Origin of the sequence: Methyloversatilis universalis EHg5, assembly GCF_000378945.1 — a bacterium.
In the GTDB taxonomy this organism is placed as follows: Bacteria; Pseudomonadota; Gammaproteobacteria; order Burkholderiales; family Rhodocyclaceae; genus Methyloversatilis; species Methyloversatilis universalis_A.
In genome coordinates, this window is record NZ_KB900539.1 from 2,097,889 (window position 1) to 2,114,795 (window position 16,907).

General features: G+C 68.7%; 18 protein-coding genes. 7 read left to right on the plus strand and 11 right to left on the minus strand.

Annotated features, from left to right (window positions below; all coding sequences use genetic code 11):
- The first annotated feature begins 55 nt into the window (after positions 1–55).
- From METUNV2_RS0109825 to METUNV2_RS0109845, 4 genes are all read left to right on the plus strand, one after another.
- On the plus strand, positions 56–379 hold the full coding sequence (locus tag METUNV2_RS0109825; protein WP_018229301.1) for a hypothetical protein: 324 nt from the start codon (positions 56–58) through the stop codon (positions 377–379).
- 160 nt (positions 380–539) lie between these two features.
- Positions 540–929 (plus strand): YciI family protein, encoded by a 390-nt coding sequence (locus tag METUNV2_RS0109830; RefSeq protein WP_018229302.1) that lies wholly within the window; start codon positions 540–542, stop codon positions 927–929.
- Positions 930–1,034: 105 nt separating this feature from the next.
- Positions 1,035–1,520, plus strand: a complete 486-nt coding sequence (locus METUNV2_RS0109840) for a VOC family protein (protein WP_018229303.1) — start codon at positions 1,035–1,037, stop codon at positions 1,518–1,520.
- A gap of 85 nt (positions 1,521–1,605) precedes the next feature.
- A complete protein-coding gene (locus tag METUNV2_RS0109845) occupies positions 1,606–1,809 on the plus strand; it encodes a hypothetical protein (protein ID WP_018229304.1) in 204 nt (67 codons plus the stop codon).
- 21 nt (positions 1,810–1,830) lie between these two features.
- Here the strand turns inward: METUNV2_RS0109845 and METUNV2_RS0109850 are convergent, their stop codons facing one another.
- The 7 genes from METUNV2_RS0109850 to METUNV2_RS0109880 all read right to left on the minus strand — a co-directional run bounded on the left by METUNV2_RS0109850 (position 1,831) and on the right by METUNV2_RS0109880 (position 8,454).
- A complete protein-coding gene (locus METUNV2_RS0109850; RefSeq protein ID WP_018229305.1) occupies positions 1,831–2,160 on the minus strand; it encodes a type II toxin-antitoxin system RelE/ParE family toxin in 330 nt (109 codons plus the stop codon).
- A complete protein-coding gene (locus tag METUNV2_RS0109855) occupies positions 2,157–2,399 on the minus strand; it encodes a type II toxin-antitoxin system ParD family antitoxin (RefSeq protein ID WP_232415656.1) in 243 nt (80 codons plus the stop codon). Before METUNV2_RS0109855 ends, METUNV2_RS0109850 begins: the two co-directional genes overlap by 4 nt.
- Positions 2,400–2,792: 393 nt before the next feature.
- Positions 2,793–4,448, minus strand: coding sequence for an electron transfer flavoprotein-ubiquinone oxidoreductase (locus METUNV2_RS0109860; protein WP_018229307.1), 1,656 nt, complete (start codon positions 4,446–4,448; stop codon positions 2,793–2,795).
- A 170-nt stretch (positions 4,449–4,618) separates the two neighbouring features.
- Complete coding sequence (locus tag METUNV2_RS0109865) at positions 4,619–5,482, minus strand: SPFH domain-containing protein (protein ID WP_018229308.1); 864 nt, start codon at positions 5,480–5,482, stop codon at positions 4,619–4,621.
- Positions 5,479–5,940, minus strand: coding sequence for an NfeD family protein (locus METUNV2_RS0109870; protein WP_018229309.1), 462 nt, complete (start codon positions 5,938–5,940; stop codon positions 5,479–5,481). Before METUNV2_RS0109870 ends, METUNV2_RS0109865 begins: the two co-directional genes overlap by 4 nt.
- A 126-nt stretch (positions 5,941–6,066) precedes the next feature.
- A complete protein-coding gene (locus METUNV2_RS0109875) occupies positions 6,067–7,404 on the minus strand; it encodes a hemolysin family protein (protein WP_018229310.1) in 1,338 nt (445 codons plus the stop codon).
- 129 nt (positions 7,405–7,533) lie between these two features.
- Positions 7,534–8,454, minus strand: a complete 921-nt coding sequence (locus tag METUNV2_RS0109880) for a histone deacetylase family protein (protein WP_018229311.1) — start codon at positions 8,452–8,454, stop codon at positions 7,534–7,536.
- A 313-nt stretch (positions 8,455–8,767) separates the two neighbouring features.
- On the opposite strand from METUNV2_RS0109880, the gene METUNV2_RS0109885 reads away from it, so the two are divergent.
- The 3 genes from METUNV2_RS0109885 to METUNV2_RS0109895 all read left to right on the plus strand — a co-directional run bounded on the left by METUNV2_RS0109885 (position 8,768) and on the right by METUNV2_RS0109895 (position 12,270).
- Positions 8,768–10,138, plus strand: a complete 1,371-nt coding sequence (locus METUNV2_RS0109885; RefSeq protein ID WP_081618528.1) for a GGDEF domain-containing protein — start codon at positions 8,768–8,770, stop codon at positions 10,136–10,138.
- A 94-nt stretch (positions 10,139–10,232) separates the two neighbouring features.
- Complete coding sequence (locus METUNV2_RS0109890; RefSeq protein ID WP_018229313.1) at positions 10,233–11,585, plus strand: sensor histidine kinase; 1,353 nt, start codon at positions 10,233–10,235, stop codon at positions 11,583–11,585.
- A gap of 1 nt (position 11,586) precedes the next feature.
- The gene (locus tag METUNV2_RS0109895; RefSeq protein WP_018229314.1) at positions 11,587–12,270 is read left to right on the plus strand and encodes a response regulator; all 684 of its coding nucleotides are present in this window, start codon (positions 11,587–11,589) and stop codon (positions 12,268–12,270) included.
- A gap of 32 nt (positions 12,271–12,302) precedes the next feature.
- Here METUNV2_RS0109895 and METUNV2_RS0109900 read toward each other — a convergent pair whose 3' ends face one another.
- The 4 genes from METUNV2_RS0109900 to METUNV2_RS0109915 are packed head-to-tail and all read right to left on the minus strand — an operon-like array spanning position 12,303 to position 16,906.
- Positions 12,303–13,736 carry an efflux transporter outer membrane subunit gene (locus METUNV2_RS0109900; RefSeq protein WP_018229315.1) on the minus strand — a complete coding sequence of 478 codons (1,434 nt, stop codon included), beginning with the start codon at positions 13,734–13,736 and terminating at the stop codon, positions 12,303–12,305.
- Complete coding sequence (locus METUNV2_RS0109905; RefSeq protein WP_018229316.1) at positions 13,733–14,644, minus strand: efflux RND transporter periplasmic adaptor subunit; 912 nt, start codon at positions 14,642–14,644, stop codon at positions 13,733–13,735. Before METUNV2_RS0109905 ends, METUNV2_RS0109900 begins: the two co-directional genes overlap by 4 nt.
- Positions 14,641–14,850 (minus strand): DUF1656 domain-containing protein, encoded by a 210-nt coding sequence (locus METUNV2_RS0109910; RefSeq protein ID WP_018229317.1) that lies wholly within the window; start codon positions 14,848–14,850, stop codon positions 14,641–14,643. The genes METUNV2_RS0109905 and METUNV2_RS0109910 overlap by 4 nt, the downstream gene beginning before the upstream one ends.
- Positions 14,840–16,906: an FUSC family protein gene (locus METUNV2_RS0109915; protein WP_018229318.1), complete on the minus strand. Its 2,067-nt coding sequence runs from the start codon at positions 16,904–16,906 to the stop codon at positions 14,840–14,842. Before METUNV2_RS0109915 ends, METUNV2_RS0109910 begins: the two co-directional genes overlap by 11 nt.
- Between the last annotated feature and the right edge of the window lies 1 nt (position 16,907).

The window sequence follows — 16,907 nt, forward strand, 5'->3', positions numbered from 1 at the left end:
TAGCCCAGCTCGGTGCCAACGCTGGCATGACCTGAAAGGTCCATGGCCTCCGCCAATGGGACATTCTGTCGGCCGCTTCAGTCAGAAAACCCGCCCGCAGGGAATGGGCAAAGTAGCCCTCGGCTTCCAGTCCGGAGAGCCGCGCGCGCTCGATCACGATGCGTCTGACAGCGACAGGGTTCATTGCTTCGGCGACCACATCACCGCGCCGAATCCGCCGGAAGAGCGCGCCTTCCTGGATATCGCTTGCCCTCAGCCAGTCATCCAGCGCGCGGGCGGCATCCCCTACTACGGGCTTGGCGGTGCCCGCATCTTCCCGGGCAGTCTGGTTCAAATACCAATAAGCACCAATAAGGGATGGACCACATTTTCCCGCTGAGGAAAACGAATCCGAATCCGGGGCCAACGGTTCGTCGCCTGTCATGCGTTTGAAGTCCGTTGCGAGTTGGCACTCAGCCCCCTGGCAGGCGGCCCTGTCGATCCGCCAGCCAATCGTTCGTCGTACCCATCCCTACCCCACTCCGAATGGAGAGCAGGCGATGCGATTCATCATCACTGCGCAGTCCGATGCAGCGAGCACGCCATCCGACCCATTGGCTGAGTTCGATGCCAAACTGTTCAAGGCCTACATGCGCTTCAACGAAGAGATGCACACGGCTGGGGTGCTGGTGGCGTCCGAAGGTCTGAACCCGGCGGCGCAAGGCGCGCGGATTGCTGTTGCGGACCGCAAACGCTTTGTCGTCGATGGTCCGTTCGCGGAGTCCGAGGAGCTGGTGGGCGGCTTCTACATCATCGAGGTCGAGTCTCTCGATGAAGCCATCGGGTGGGCGCTGCGCGCGCCCTGCGGCCTCGGCACGGACGACATTCTGGAAGTGCGGCAGCTGACCGGTTCGGACGACCTGCCGGCTGGTCTTCTTCAGATCATCTAAGAGGCGGCGCCGAGCTGGAGTGCCGATACCTGGCAGTCGCGTAGCCACCGGGCGCGTTGAAGCGCTTCGATCCGTCCGACGTTTTCGCCTTCGAGGAGAACCATCATGGTCACGCCAGCAAAGAACACCGTCTGTCTGTGGTTCAACGGCGGCGCCGAGGACGCGGCGCGGTTCTACGCCGTAACCTTTCCCGATTCCTTTGTTGGCCGGGTGCATCGCGCGCCGGCGGACTATCCGTCGGGCAAGGCAGGCGATGTGCTGACGGTGGAGTTCACCGTGATGGGCATCCCCTGTCTCGGGCTGAATGGCGGGCCGGCGTTTCCGCAGACCGAGGCGTTCTCGTTTCAGGTGGCGACGGTGGATCAGGCGGAAACCGACCGCCTGTGGAATGCCATCGTGAGCAACGGCGGTCAGGAAAGTGCCTGCAGCTGGTGCCGGGACCGCTGGGGTGTGTCGTGGCAGATCACGCCGGTGGCGCTGATGAACGCGATCACCCACCCTGACCCGGCCGCGGCGAAGCGGGCCTTCGAGGCGATGATGGGCATGACGAAGATAGACATCGCGGCGATCGAGGCGGCGGTGCGCGGGTGAGCTGCACTTTGCAGCCGTCGCACCGGCGGCGGATTCAGAGGCGGGACGCGGTCAGAACGGAACCGGGAGATCGACAATGAATTGGATGCTGGTGGTCATCGTGATGAACGCGCCGGTCAAGACCGATATGGTGTTCAGCAGTCTTGCGGAATGCCTTTCGGCTGAGGCGCAGATGCGGCAGGCGTGGGCCGACCACTACGGGCAGGCGAAAAAGGCCGGCGCGGCAGCCGAAACCCTGGGGATGCTGAGTTCGCAGATGACGAAGGGCACCTGCATTCCGGCGAAGTGAGCGTCGCAGACAGCCAGTCGGTCAGATGCCGTCGGGCTCCTGCATCCAGGCGGGGATGTCGCGCTGGCTGTGCAGCACGCGCCACACATCGATGTGACCTGGGCGTTCGAGATAGAACACCAGAAAGGGATAGCGCGTCAGTGGCCAGGCCCTCAGGCCGGGCAGATCGAGTTCGTGGGCATGGCGCGGAGAACCCGAAGTCGGATGGCGGCCGATGTGGGCATAGGCCTCTTCCAGCGCGTCGATGAAACCCAGCGCCACCCGCTCGCCGGCTTCGCTCAGGTAGTAAGCCAGGGCGTCATCCACATCCCGGTTCGCCTGCTCACGTGGAAGCAGGGGCTTGTTCTTCACGCCTTGGGTGTCGTTCCGGCGGCCTTGCGCACCCGGTCACGCAGGCCTTCGAAGTAGCCGGCATCGGCCGGTGCTGCCGGCGCCGACTCGGCGCCCGCGGTCAGCAGGCTGCGCAGCTGAAGGCGATCCTGATCCCTGCGGATCAGCTCACGCACGTACTCGCTGCTCGTGCCATAGCCGCGCTGGCTGACCTGTTCATCGACGAAGGCTTTCAGCGCGTCGGGAAGGGAAATGTTCATCGTGCCCATGAACCGAGTGTGGGTGCTTTGCCAAAAATTGGCAAGGTATGCGCGGGGGCCGATGCAGAGGTCCGCGGGAGCACGCTTGCTCGCGATCGTGGCGGTGATTGATGACCGCGGCCCGCATCGGCCGCATCGCGAGCAAGCTCGCTCCCACATGGGTCGCGCCTGACCCGCGGCCGGCGCCGGGGTTCTGCTTGAGCGGTCTTCCGACCCTGACAGTGGCCGTGGAGTGCGCTCAGGTCCGGTCGTCGGCCTTGGCTCTCCGCGCAGTCCGATGCCGAGGACCGTAGGAGCGAGCTTGCTCGCGATCGTGGCGGTGATCGAAGCCAGTGCCCCGCACCCGCCGCAGCGCAACCAAGGCCGCTCCCCTGGTCGCGCCGCGGCGAAGACTTACATGCCGTTGTAGATCGGCCCTTCCCCACCCTGCGGCGTGACCCAGGTGATGTTCTGGGTCGGGTCCTTGATGTCGCAGGTCTTGCAGTGCACGCAGTTCTGCGCGTTGATCTGCAGCCGTGGGGTGTCGTTCTCACGCACGATTTCGTACACGCCGGCCGGGCAGTAGCGCTGTTCCGGCGCGTCGTAGGCGGCGAGGTTCACGGTGATGGGCACCGCGGCGTCCTTGAGCCGCAGGTGACAGGGCTGCTCTTCTTCATGGTTGGTGTTCGACAGGAACACCGACGACAGCCGGTCGAAGGTGAGCACGCCGTCCGGCTTCGGGTAGGCGATGGGCGCGCAGCTGGCGGCCGGCTTCAGCGAGGTGTGGTCGGCCTGGTTGCGCAGCGTCCACGGCACCGCGCCCTTGAACAGCAGCTGTTCGGCGCCGTACAGGAAAGAGCCCAGCCACAGCCCCTTCTTCATGTAGGGCTTGAAGTTGCGAGTGCGGTACAGCTCTTCGCGCAGCCAGCTGGTGCGGAAGCTTTCGGGATAGGCGTCCAGCGTGTCCTGCGCGCGGTCGGCGGCGATGGCGGCTACGGCAGCGTCGGCGGCCAGCATGCCGCTCTTGATCGCGGCGTGGCTGCCCTTGATGCGGGCAGCGTTCAGGAAGCCGGCGTCGTCACCGATCAGCGCACCACCCGGGAACACCAGTTTGGGCAGGCTCTGCAGGCCGCCGGCGGTGATGGCGCGGGCGCCGTACGACAGGCGGCGGCCGCCTTCGATGTGGGTGCGCACCGACGGGTGGGTCTTGTAGCGCTGGAATTCCTCGAACGGCGACAGGTGCGGGTTGCTGTAGTTGAGGCCGACCACGTAACCGATGGCGACCAGATTGTCCTTCAGGTGATAGATGAAGCCGCCGCCGTAGGTGGCGTTGTCCATCGGCCAGCCGGCGGTATGCACCACCAGGCCGGGCTGGCTCTGCGCGGCCGGCACTTCCCACAGTTCCTTGATGCCCAGACCGTAGGTCTGCGGATCGACGCCGTCGCGCAGCCTGAAGCGCTGTTCCAGCTCTTTGCCCAGATGGCCGCGGCAGCCTTCGGCGAACAGCGTGTACTTCGCGCGCAGTGCCATGCCGGGCGCGAAGTTGGGGCCGGGCTCGCCTTCACGGGTGAGGCCCATGTCACTGGTGATGACGCCGGCCACCTTGCCGTCCTCGATCAGCAGCTGCGAACCGGCAAAGCCGGCAAACACGTCCACACCCAGCGCTTCGGCCTGTTCGCCCAGCCATTTGACGACATGGCCCAGACGCACGATGTAGTTGCCGTCGTTGTGGAAGCTCTGCGGCAGCAGCGCGTTCGGCACCGCGCGGGCGCCGGTTTCGGACAGGAAAAGCACCTGGTCTTCGGTGACCGGGGTGTCCAGCGGCGCACCGGTGCTCGCCCAGTCGGGCAGCAGTTCGGTCAGCGCACGCGGGTCCATCACCGCGCCGGACAGGATGTGGGCGCCGACTTCGGCCGCCTTCTCGATCACGCACACCGACAGTTCGATGCCGGCCTGCGCCGCCTGCTGCTTGGCGCGGATGGCGGCCGCCAGACCGGCCGGGCCGGCGCCGACGACCAGCAGGTCGACGTCCATGGATTCGCGTTCGATGTCGCTCACGCTGTCACTCATTCGGTGTTCTCGTCATTCAGGGGCGGCCGGGCCGCGGAAGGCGCGGATTCTCGCAAATACGCGCCTTTCGTGCCCGCCCCGCGTGAGGCATGCCAGGATTCCTGCCGGTTCTTGACCGGCAAGAGCGGCTCGGGTGCCCCCCAGAGGCGACCCGGCCGCGGTCCTGTCGCTTACTGTCTGCCGGCGACCCGGCTCAGCACTCCGGCGATGGCGTCCTTCAGGTCGGCCGGCAGCACCACGATCTTGGCGTTGGGCGATTCGCCCAGCCGGTTCAGCGCATTCACGTACTTTTCGCCGAGCAGATACATCATCGGCAGCTGCGGGTCGGCGTTCGACGAGGTGACCCGGCGGATCGACTCCGCGCTCGCCTCGGCCAGCGTGACCTGGGCGGCGGCGTCGCGCTTGGCCGATTCCAGCCGCGCCTCGGCTTCGAGAATCATGGACTGCTTCTGGCCCTCGGCGCGGGTCACCATGGCCTTGCGCTCGCGCTCGGCGCTGGCCTGCTGTTCCATCGCGCGCTGCATCGAGTCGGACGGATTGATGTCCTGGATTTCGACCGACTTCACGGTGAGGCCCCAGTCGATCGCCTCGTCGGCGATGCTCTCGCGCAGCCGCACCTTGATCTTGTCGCGGCTGGACAGCGCCTGGTCGAGATCCATCTCGCCGACGATGGAGCGCAGCGTGGTCATGATGAGGTTGCGGATGGCTTCCGAAAAATCGGTCACGCCATAGACCGCCTTCACCGGGTCGGTCACCTTGATGAAGGCGACCGCATTGGTGCGGATCACCGCGTTGTCGCGGGTGATCACCTCCTGCTCCTGCACGTCAAGGATGATGTCCTTGGTGATCACCTTGTAGGCCACGTCGTCCAGGTAGGGAATGATGACGTTGAGGCCGGGCAGCAGCGTGCGCAGGTACTTGCCCATGCGCTGCACCACCCACTCCTCGCCCTGCGGCACGATGCGCAGGCCCTTGGCCAGCGTGATCGCCGCGAAAACCAGTATTGCAAGTGCCACCACCAGACCTGGACTCATGCCGCCTCTCCTTTGTTGTTGCGGCCGACCTTGAGCAGCGAGCCCTCGACCGACAGCACTTTCACCCGTTCACCGGCCGGCAGTGCCTCGTCGGCGATGCAGGCCCACACCTCGCTGCCCAGCAGCGGCTTCTGGAAACGCACCTGCCCGCGACCGAAAGGCTCGACCGCGCTCACCAGCAGGCCGATCTCGCCTATCGTTTCGCCGGCCGCCATGCCGACATGGGTCTTGTGCTGGTCGGTGCGGAACACCCGGAACCACAGCACGACCAGCGCGCAGGAGAGCACCGTCCATGCCGCGAGCTGGGCGGTCAGCGAGAGCGCGGGCGCGGCTGCGAGCAGGAGCCCGGTGCCGATCGCACCGACGCCGAACCACACCAGCACCATGCCGGGTACCGCCAGTTCCGCCACGATGAGCGCGAGACCGGCCACCAGCCAGTGCCACCAGAGTATGTCCATCAGAGAATGTCCATGAGCAGGCCTCGGAAGGCGTCGATTCAATGACGAAGACGTGCGGCACGCGTCGTGCGTACCGCCGCGCAGACTAGCAGAAGACGGGTGACCGGCGCGGCCGCGGCTGCGGACTTACTGAAGCGGAGCGCCCGATGCGCCGGTCATGCCGGCCTCCGGTGGCAGCCGCTGCACCAGCAGCTTGTCGACCCGGTTGCCGTCCATGTCCACCACCTCGACCCGCAGCCCGGCGCATTCGAAGTGGTCGGCGGCCACCGGTATGCGGCCGAAGATGTGCAGCACGAAGCCGCCCACGGTGTTGAAATTCGCCTCGTCCTCGCCCGGCAGATCCTCGCCCACCTCCACCGCCTGCCGGAAGCGCTCGATCGAAGTGCTGCCGCTGATCAGCCACGAGCCGTCCTCGCGCTGCACCACCTCGCGCTCCTCCGGCAGGCCGGACAGCGCAATGTCGCCGACGATGGCGGTCAGCACGTCGTGCAGCGTGACCAGCCCCTGCAGGTCGCCGTATTCGTCCACCAGCAGTGCCACGTGCTTGCCGGTGCGGCGGAAGTTTTCCAGCAGCTGGGCGGTGCTCACGCTGTCCGGCACGTACAGCGCCGGCGCCAGCAGCGACTCCACCATCGCGCGGTCCATGGTCGTGCCGTCCAGCGAGTGCTGCAGCAGCGCACCGGTCTGCAGCACGCCCAGCATGTGTTCCAGTCCGTCGCGGCACACCGGGATGCGGCTGAACGGGCTGGCGGCAACGCGACGGCGCAGCGTGTCGTCGTCGTCATCCAGGTCGATGGCGTAGATGTCCTTGCGCGGCGTCATGATGGCGCCCACACGCAGTTCGTCCAGCCGCAGCACGTTGGACACGATCTGCTGTTCGCTCTCGTGGAACACGCCGGCCTCGGCGCCCTGCCCCATCAGCACATTGATCTCTTCATCGGTGATCGGCGGCTCTTCGGTGCGGCGGGCGCCGACCAGGCGCAGCACCGCATTGCTGGTGATCGACAGCACCAGCACCAGCGGCCGGGCCAGCGTGGCCAGCAGCAGCATGGGGCGCGCCATCAGCGAAGCGATGCCCTCAGGCGCCAGCAGCGCCAGCCGCTTGGGCACCAGTTCACCGACCACGACCGAAAAATAGGTGATGCCGACCACCACGATGGACAGCGCCACCGTGCGCGCATATGGCTCGAACAGCGGAATGCCGGACAGCCAGGCGGCCAGCGGATCGGCCAGCGCCGACTCGCCCATGGCGCCGCTCAGGATGCCGATCGAGGTGATGCCGACCTGAATGGTCGACAGGAAGTGGGTGGGGTCTTCGTGCAGCTTCATCGCGGCGGCGGCGCCGCGATTGCCGTCCGAGGCCATGCCGATCAGCCTGACCTTGCGCGATGACACCACCGCGATTTCGGACATGGCGAACAGGCCGTTGAGAAGAATGAGTGCGACGAGCAGGACTATGTCCATGCGAAAGGCCGCCCGGCAGAGCCGCGGCCCGGGTGTGAATGAGCCCGCATTATGGCAAACCCGGCAGACGCCTCCGTGACAGGCGCCGGCCGACCGCGGTCGGCAGCGTCTGTTCAGCGCTCCCGCAGCTCAGCAGTCGCCAAGCGCCATCAGGTGTGCCGCTGCCGCCGACCCGATGGCCGGCAGGCCGTAGCCGCCTTCCAGCGCGGACACGATGCGGCCTTTGCCCGACGCCTCGGCGATGTCGCGCAGCTCATGGGTGATCCAGCGGTAGTCCGCCGCTTCCAGTTCGATACTGGCCAGCGGGTCGTCGCGCAACGCGTCGAAGCCGGCGGAAATGAGCACCAGTTGCGGCCTGAAGGCGCGCAGCTTCGGCAGCGCGACTTCCTTCCACTGCTTGCGGAAAGCGGCCGACCCCTCGCCCTCGGCCAGCCGCAGCGGAATGTAGCCGGCGCGCTCCGGAAATTCGCCGCGCGGGTAGTAGGGGTGCTGGAAGCTGTCAGCCATCAGCACCCGCGGCTCGCGCCGGAACATGAGTTCGGTGCCGTTGCCGCGATGCACGTCGAAGTCGGCGATGGCGATGCGCTCGACCCCATGCACCGCCATCGCGTGCGCGGCGGCGATGGCGACGTTGCCGTACAGGCAGAAACCCATGGCGTCACCCGGCTTGGCGTGGTGACCCGGCGGGCGGGTGGCGCAGAAGGCAGCCGTAGCCCGGCCGCTCATCACCAGATCCACCCCCAGCACCGCCGCACCGGCCGCGCGCGAGGCGGCGGCCAGCGAGCCGGGCGACATGACGGTGTCGCTCTCGACGCGGTAGGTGCCTGACTTCGGCGACACCCGCTCCAGTTCGTCGAGATAGGCCGGCAGATGCACGCGCTCCAGCTGTTCGCGGGTCACCTTCGGCGCTTCGTACGGCACCCAGGTCTTGCGCAGTCCGCTGCGCTCCAGTTCGCCCAGTACGGCTTCCAGCCGGGCCGGAGACTCCGGGTGGCGGTCGCCGGGGCGGTGGTCGAAACAGTCGGGGTGAGAAATCAGTGCGCAGGCCATGGGGCGACAGTTTAGCCACAGGTTGCAGCGCGTGGCGCACGGCGCAGGCCTGTCTGGCGTACGGCCGGATGGCAAAAGCGCCGGAGGCGTATTACGCTGCACGGCAGGGCGTCCGCAGGGGGCAGGTCATGCCGTCCAGCAGCTTCGGTCTGTTGCCATTCGAATCGTGCATCACGTCTCTCCCTGGCCGTTCGCGAGCAGCACGCACGGCGCACGGAGCGCGTTTCCCATGGATGCGCCTGCAGGCAGCTCCGATCGCCGGCTTCCCGGAAAGCCGGCCCGGCCTTCCCGCCATCCAGAGGTTGGGCGCGTGATGCACTCATCAAGCGCCAGCCGGCCCGGCAGCCCCCTCGCCTTCCCGCTGAGCGCCACGGTGCTCACGCTGATGGCGCTGTTCACCTTCCCGGTCGCCACCGTGCCGCTGCCGGCCCAGCCGGTACTGATGGGCCTGTTCCTGCTGGCGGTGTGCCTGCTGAACGGGCTGACGGCGGCCATCCTCTCCATGCTTCTGCTGGCCGGCAGCCCGCTGCACAGCCTGACCTGGGTGGCGGCGGCCTACGCCTTTTCCGCGGTGATGGCGGTGATGCAGCTGCTGGCCTTTCCCGGCATCTTCGGCCCGCAGCCCCTGGTCGGCGGCAGCAGTCAGGCGGCTGCCTGGGTGTGGGCGGTGTGGCACGCCGGCTTCCCGCTGCTGCTGCTGGCGCATGTCGGCCAGCGCCTGTTCGGCCGGCACGAAGCCCAGTCGCCGGCATCGCAGATGCTGCCGGTGCTTTTTTCCATCGCCTGCGCGCTGCTGCTCGGGCTCATCGTGCTGGGCGGCGCCGGGCACCTGCCGGTCATCATGGACGGGCATCACTACGGCACCATGCTGCGCGATCCGAGCGGCATCGCCGCAGTGGTGCTCAGCGTGACCGCTCTGTGCGCGGTGGTGGGGGCCACCCGGCTGCGTGACACCTTCGACCGCTGGCTTACGCTGGGCCAGTACGCCTTCACGTTGGACGTGGTGCTCGCGCTGGCCGGACAGGCGCGCTACAGCGCCGGCTGGTACGTGTCGCGCGCGATGAGCCTGCTGTGTGCCGGCGCGCTGCTGATGGCCCTGCTCGCGCATTCCTTCCGCCTGTACCGGGCCGCCGCCCAGCGGGCGCTGGAACTGCAGGTCGAGGTGGTGCGCGACCCGCTGACCGGTCTGCTGAACCGGCGCGGCCTGCTGCAGCTGATGCAGGCAGAACTGGAGCGGGCGCACCGGCACGCGCGGCCGCTGGCCCTGCTGTTCATCGACATGGATCACTTCAAGCACATCAATGACACCTATGGTCATCCGGCCGGAGATCTGTGCCTGAAGAATGCCGCGCTGAGGCTGTGCGCGGGTGCCAACCGCCACTGCGACGTGATCGCGCGCTACGGCGGCGAGGAATTCGTGGTGCTGCTCCCCGAGTGCGACGAGGACGGCGCCCGGGTGGTGGCCGAGCGCATCCGTGCCGCGGTCGAGATCGCCTACGACCAGGGCGCAGTGCCCTGTCGCATGTCGGTGAGTATCGGCCTCAGCACCCTGCCACCGGGCAGCGCCCGCAGTGCCGACACCCTGATCGACGCTGCCGACGCTGCGCTGTACGACGCCAAGCGCAGCGGTCGCAACCGGGTCGCGGTGGCCGCCGCCGAGCACTGCACCAGCGGAGCGGCCTGACGCCGCCGCGGGCAAAGCGGCGCCGGACGCACGGGAGGATTTCCCGAAGGCCTTCGCATTAGGATGGCCGGTCACCGCTTCAGGAAACATCCGCATGAGTCTGCGCTTCAGACTCACCCTCATCATCGCCTCCCTGATGACGCTGCTGGTCGTGGCCGACAGCGCACGCCGGCTGCACGATGCCCATGACGACGCGGTCGCCGAAATCGATTCGGTGGCCCGGCTGGCGCACGCGCTGCTGCCCAGCCAGCTGTCGCCGCCGCCGCCCGGCCTCAGTGCCGAGGCCCTGCTGGCCCGCATCGAACTGACGCGCGAACTGCGCACGCTGCGTCACCTGACGGTGGAGGTGCGCACGCCGGACGATCGCCTGGTCCAGACCTCGCGCAGCGGTCCGCCGAAAGAGCCGCCGGCGCTGATCGCCTGGCTGGGCGACCGGCTGCGCAGCCTGCCGCCGCTGCGCAAGGACATCCGGGTCGGCAGCACGGTGATCGGCCACTACCTGCTGGTGCCGAACGCCGACGACGAACTGCGCGAAATCTGGAACGACTACATCGAACAGACCATCATGGTGGCGGCCATCGGCGTGATCGCCTGCATCATGGTTTTCTGGGCGGTCGGCCGCGCGCTGCAGCCGCTGGGCCGCGTGATGCGCGCGCTGTCCGCCATCGGTGAAGGCCGGCTCGACGCGCGGCTGGACGACGTCGGCCCGGGCGACCTGGCGCCGCTGTCCGCCTCGTTCAACGCGATGGCCGCCACGCTGGAAGCCGCGGTCAGCGAGCGCGCCCGGCTGCTGCGCAAGCTCATCACCCACGAAGAGGAAACCCGGCGCGAGCTGGCGCGCGACCTGCACGACGAACTGAGCCCCTATCTGGTGGCCATCCATCCGCACGCACGCCTGCTGGCCGCCGCCTGCGCCGACCGGCCAGAGCTGTCGGAACACCGCAGCGCCGCCAACTGGATGGCGGAACAGGTCGGCCATCTGCTGCGGCTGGTGCGCAACCTGCTGGAACACCTGCGCCCGCCCGACATCGAGGAACTGGGCCTGGGCCATGCGCTGCGCGAACTGGGCACCCAGCGCAGCCGCGCGGCCGACCAGGCCGAAGTGGTGCTGCATCTGGACGAGGATCTCGGCGCGCTGTCGGCGATGCACGACATCACGCTCTACCGCATCGTGCAGGAATGCCTCACCAACACCGCCAAGCACGCGCGCTGCACCCGCATCGACATCCGCCTGTCGGTGCATGAAGCCGCCGGGCGTGTGGTGCTGGAGGTGCTGGACAACGGCGAACCCACGCCCTTCGTGCCGCCGGAAAGCGGCTTCGGGCTGGTGGGCATGCGCGAACGCGCGCTGGCGCTGGGCGGTGACTGCGTCGCCGGTCCGCGCCCGCACGGTGGCTGGGCGGTGTCCGCCTGGCTGCCTCTCAAGACATCGGTACAGGAGCCCTGACATGACGCCCAACAATCCCATACGCGTGCTGCTGGTCGACGATCACGCGGTCGTGCGCGCCGGTTATCGCCGCTTTCTGGAACACAACCGGGTGATGGAAGTGGTCGGCGAAGCCGGCACCTCTGACGAGGCCTACCAGATGTTCCGGCTGCTCAAGCCGGACGTGGTGGTGATGGACATTTCGCTGCCCGGCGCCAGCGGCATCGAGGCGGCGCGCCGCATGCTGGCGCTGGACGGCCGCGCCCGCGTGCTCATGTTCTCGATGCACGCGCAGCCGGCTTTCGCACGGCAGGCGCTCGAAGCCGGCGCCATCGGCTTCCTGACCAAGGACACCGAGCCGGACGCGCTGGTGCAGGCGGTGCTCGCCGCCGCCCAGGGCCGCCGCACGCTGAGCCCGCGGGTGGCCGAACAGCTGGCGCTGGACAACGTGATGCCGGACGAGAAGCGGCTCGATGTGCTGACGCCGCGCGAATTCGAAATCTGTCGCCTGCTGCTGGCCGGCATGACCGTGGACGAAATCGCCGACGCGCTCAAGCTGAGCCCGAAGACGATCTCCAACCGGATGAGCGAAATCCGCCAGAAGCTGGATGTGCGCAGCGACGTGGAACTGGTGCGTCTGGCCACCGCCGCTGGTCTGGTGCCGTGGGCGGCGCGCCCGGGCATCGAAGGCGAAGCCGCCGCCTGAACTTCCGGCGGCCGCTGCCGCGCCAGTGGCTATCAGTGGCGGCCGTCGGTGGCGGCGACCTCCCAGCCCCCGCCCAGCGCGAGAAACAGCCCCACCTGCTCCTGCGCGACCTCGCTTTCCGAGCGGGCCAGCCGGGCCTCGGCATCGGCCAGCGTGCGTTCGGCGTCCAGACTGGCCAGGTAGGGCGTACGCCCGGCCGCGTACAGCCGGGCCTGCTGCTGCCGCGCAGTGTCGGCGGCGTCGCGCGCGGCGCGCAGCGCGGCCTGGCTTTCGAGCGCGCGCACATAGCGGGCGAGCGCGGTTTCGGTTTCGCGGATGGCGTTGATCACGACGCCGTCGAAGCGGGCCAGCGCCGCCTCGGCATCGGCTTCGGCCTGCACCACCCGGGCGCGGGCTCCGCTGTCCGGAATCGACCAGCTGATCAGCGGCCCCAGCCCCCAGCGCGTGGTGCGTCCCTGCCCCAGATGATCGAGCAGACCGGTGAAGCCGACCGAAGCGCCGATCGAAATGTCCGGATAGAGCGCGGCGGTGGCGACACCGATCTTCGCGCTGGCAAAGGCGAGCTGGCGCTCCATCTCGCGCACGTCGGGCCGGCGGGCGAGCAGCGCGGCCCCGTCACCGGCGGGCACCGGCGCATGCAGCTGCGGCACCTGCGCACAATCAACGCCGCGCGCTTCGAAGTCGCGCGGCATCTCCCCGAGCAGGGCCGCCAGCCGGTAAAGGGCGGCACTGCGTTCAGCTTCGAGCAGCGGCAGTGCCGCACGCAGTGTTTCGGCCTGGGCCTGGGCGCGGGTCACGTCGGTCACCGGGCCGCGGCCGGCATCGGCCAGCCGCTGCACCAGCGCAACGCTGCGCTGCTGCAGTGCCAGCACCCGCTCGCCCACCGCCTGTTCGTGGGTGGCGGCACACAGCTGGACATAGGCCGCCACAGTTTCGGCCACCACGGTGACCCGGGCCGATTCCAGCGCCGCCTGTCCGGCCCCGACGTTCGCATCGGCCGCCTCTTCGCTGCGCGCGATGCGCCCGAACAGGTCGACCTGATACGACACCTGGACGCCGAGATCCGCCAGATTCGCGGCGGCGAGCTTGCGCGGCAGCAGATAGCTTTCGCCGGCACTCTGCGCGCGGCGGGCCGAGGCGCTGGCGACCGCGTGCGGCCCGGCCAGCGCATCGACCTCGTCGCGCTGGGCCAGCGCCCGCCGCAGGTGGGCAGAGGCGACGCGCAGATCGGTATTGGCCGACAGCGCCTGCCGGACCAGGCGGTCGAGCTGCGGGTCGTCGTACAGCGACCACCAGCGCGGCGGCAGCGGCGCGATCGAGGTGGCGCTGCCGTCGACACCGATGAAGGGGGCTGACGCGGCCGGTGACCGGATGGCCGCGTCGTCCGGCACCCGGTGATTCGGGCCGACCACGGTACAGGCGGCCAGCAGACTGAACACCGGCAGCAGCGCGAACGTGCGTTTCATGAGCGTGCGCCCTCCTCGCCCGCGGCCACCGGCTGTTCGCGTACTTCCACCGTGGCGGTGCGGCCGGCCACCAGATGCAGGTCGGACGGCGTTTCGTCGAGTGCGATGCGCACCGGAATGCGCTGCGCGAGCCGCACCCAGTTGAAGGCCGGATTCACGTTGGGCAGCAGGCTGGCGCCGCTGCTGCGCTCGCGGTCCTCGATGCCGGCGGCGATGCTCTGCACATGGCCGTGGAACACCCGCGACTCGCCCATGATGCGGATGTCCACCGGCTGGTTCACGCGCACCCGGTCGAGCTTGGTTTCCTCGAAATAGCCATCGACATGGAAGGACGCCGCATCGACCACCGACAGCACCGCCTGACCGCCGGTCACGTGGTCGCCGGCGCGCGGCAGGTGATCGCTGACCCAGCCATCGACCGGACTGCGCACTTCGGTGCGTTCGAGATTGAGCCGTGCGATGCCGACCGCTGCCTCGGCCGCCGCAAGCGCCGCTTCGCCCTGCTGCACCCGCGCTTCGGCCGCTTCGCGCGCCTCGGCCGACACCAGTTCGGCCAGTTCGCCGTTGCGGCCGGCTTCGCGCCGCGCCTGCGCAAGCCGCGCCCGCTGCGCTGCCGCTTCGGCCTGGGCCTGGCGCAGCGCCAGTTCATAGCGTGCGCGGTCGATCACGAACAGCAGCTCGCCGCGCTTTACTGGCTGGTTGTCGCGCACCTTCACCGCGGTGATGAGGCCGGATACGTCGGGCGCGATCCGGACCACGTCGGCCCGCACCCGGCCATCGCGGGTCCAGGGTGCGCGGGTGTAGTAGACCCACAGGTGCTGGGCCACCAGCAGCGCGGCCAGTGTGAGGGTCAGCGTCAGGGCCACCGGCCCGAGGCGACGGAACAGCGGTCGAAAAGCGGTTTTCATGTCATCAGAACCCGGGTCAGCATTACGGTCGCCCCCAGCACGATCACGTACAGGGCGGCATTGAACAGCGCGCGGTGCCACACCACGCGGTACAGGCCACAGCGCTCGAAGGCATGGCGCAGCAGCACGGTCAGCGCATGCGCGATCAGCATCAGCACCAGCAGGCTGGGCACGAACACGCCATACAGATCGATCTCACCCGGCATGGGCGACCTCCGTGGATGGCAGGTTCATAGCGGGCGCGGTCACCGCTGCCGGCGGGCACAGCGTGAGCTTCAGTTCGGTCAGCGCGTGGCGTGCTGCCCGCGCCGCCGGACCGGCGGCCTGCCGTGCCGCGTCGAGGGCGGCGTTGATCTGGAGCGCCAGCCGATGGTCGGTCGGCGCAGCGTGCGGGTGGTCCGCCAGATGGCGGTAATGCCGTTCTACCGCGGCCAGTACGCGTTCGAGTGCGCTCTGGGTCGCGCCATCGAGACGGCGACCGGCGCGCTGCAGGTCAAGCACTGCGAAGCCGGCACGCAGGTCGGCCAGTCCGTCGGGGGCGGCGTCCGCGCTGCGGGTCGCCAGGCGGGTCAGCGTGAGTCCGAGCCGGTCGAACATGCGGGCGGTCAGCGCCGCGTAGTCGCCGTCGTGCCGGCCGGCCGCCTTGTGCGCGAGATCCTCGCGCCCGGCGCGGACGATGCGGCGCAGCGCCAGGTCGACGCCGAACGGCCGGGTGAGCCGCGTCCATACCAGCGCCAGCGTCATGCCCGCCACCCCCGCCAGACTGGCGTTGATGAAGCCGGCCGCATCGGTGAGGTAGGCGTGCTGGATGCCGACGAAAGAGGCGGTATTCACCGCCAGGATGGCGGCCAGCATGCTGTAACGCGGCTGCGTGCTCAGCGTGCCGATCAGCAGGAACAGCGGCGCGAGCAGCGCGACCAGCGTTTCGAATTCGTGGGCCAGCGGAATGATCAGGAACTGCATGACCGACGCGATCACCATGCCGATCGACCCGGCCAGCAGGAACACGCGCACCAGCGGCGCCGGCTCGTCCTGCGCCGCGAAGAAGCAGCTGGCGATGGCGGTCATGATGACCGCCTGGGCGCCGTCGGCCCAGCCCATCTCCACCCAGCCGATACAGGCCAGAAAGGTGACCAGCGAAGCGGACAGGATGGCGTACATCATCATGCCGGCGTCGCGGTGGCGGGCCTGCATGGCGGTGCCGGCGCGGCGGTAGGCCGGCTGCCACTGGCGGTCCGGCCGCTCGTCCGCGATCATCCGGCGCAGCGCCAGACAGTCCTGCCACAGCCGGGTCAGCGTGATCAGCCGCGCCCGGGTCTGATCGACCAGCAGCGCGGACCAGCTCTGTTCGCGCGACGCCGCCTGTCCGGCCGATTGCAGCTGCGCAACCAGCCGGCCTGCCTCCGCCGGAGCGCGGTCGGTGCGCTGCATCCAGTTGGCCACCTCATCCATCTGCCGCGCCAGATCCGCGGGCACGCCGCCCGGCTGGCGACGCAGTGCGTCGACGGTGGCGGTCAGCGAGGACAGCACAGGCAGCAGCATGCTCATGCGGCCGCGCAGTTCGTGCGCGGTGCCGGTCAGCGCTTCGCGCGTGGAATCGTAGGCGAGGTGCGATATGAACTGGTCGAGCGCAAGAATGTCCGCCGCGAGCGCCGGGCGGCCGGTGGTCTTGGCCGGCGCGTGACCGGCCGCCGACCCCAGGGTGTCCGCGGCCCAGTCGGCGGCGTGGGCGAGCCAGCGATCGACCCGCGCGCCCAGCACCGGCGCGACCCGGCCGGGAAAGAGCAGCGCCGACACGACGCTGGCGCAGGCGATGCCAATCAGGATTTCCTCGCTGCGCGCGACCGCGAGATCGAACACCGCGAGCGGCGTGTCGACTGCGGGCAGCGCGATCATCGGCAGCGAATAGGCGGCGAGCATGAACACATAGCTGCGCGGCGAACGGTCGAGCATGGACAGACCGAGCAGGCTGCCGGTCCATAACGCGATCACCGCACTCAGCAGCAGCGGCGCATGGATGAACAGCGGCACGAAGAACACCGCCGCCGCCGCACCGATCACGGTGCCTGCGGCGCGATAGATCGCCTTCGATCGGGTGGCGCCGCCCAGCGGATGCGCCACCACATACACGGTGGCCATGGCCCAGTACGGGTTCGGCAGTTCGAAGGCGAGCGCGATATACAGGGCCAGCATGGCGGCGGCGAAGGTCTTGGCCGAGAACAGCCAGTCCCGCCATCCCGGTAGGGTGAGGCCGCCGCCCATG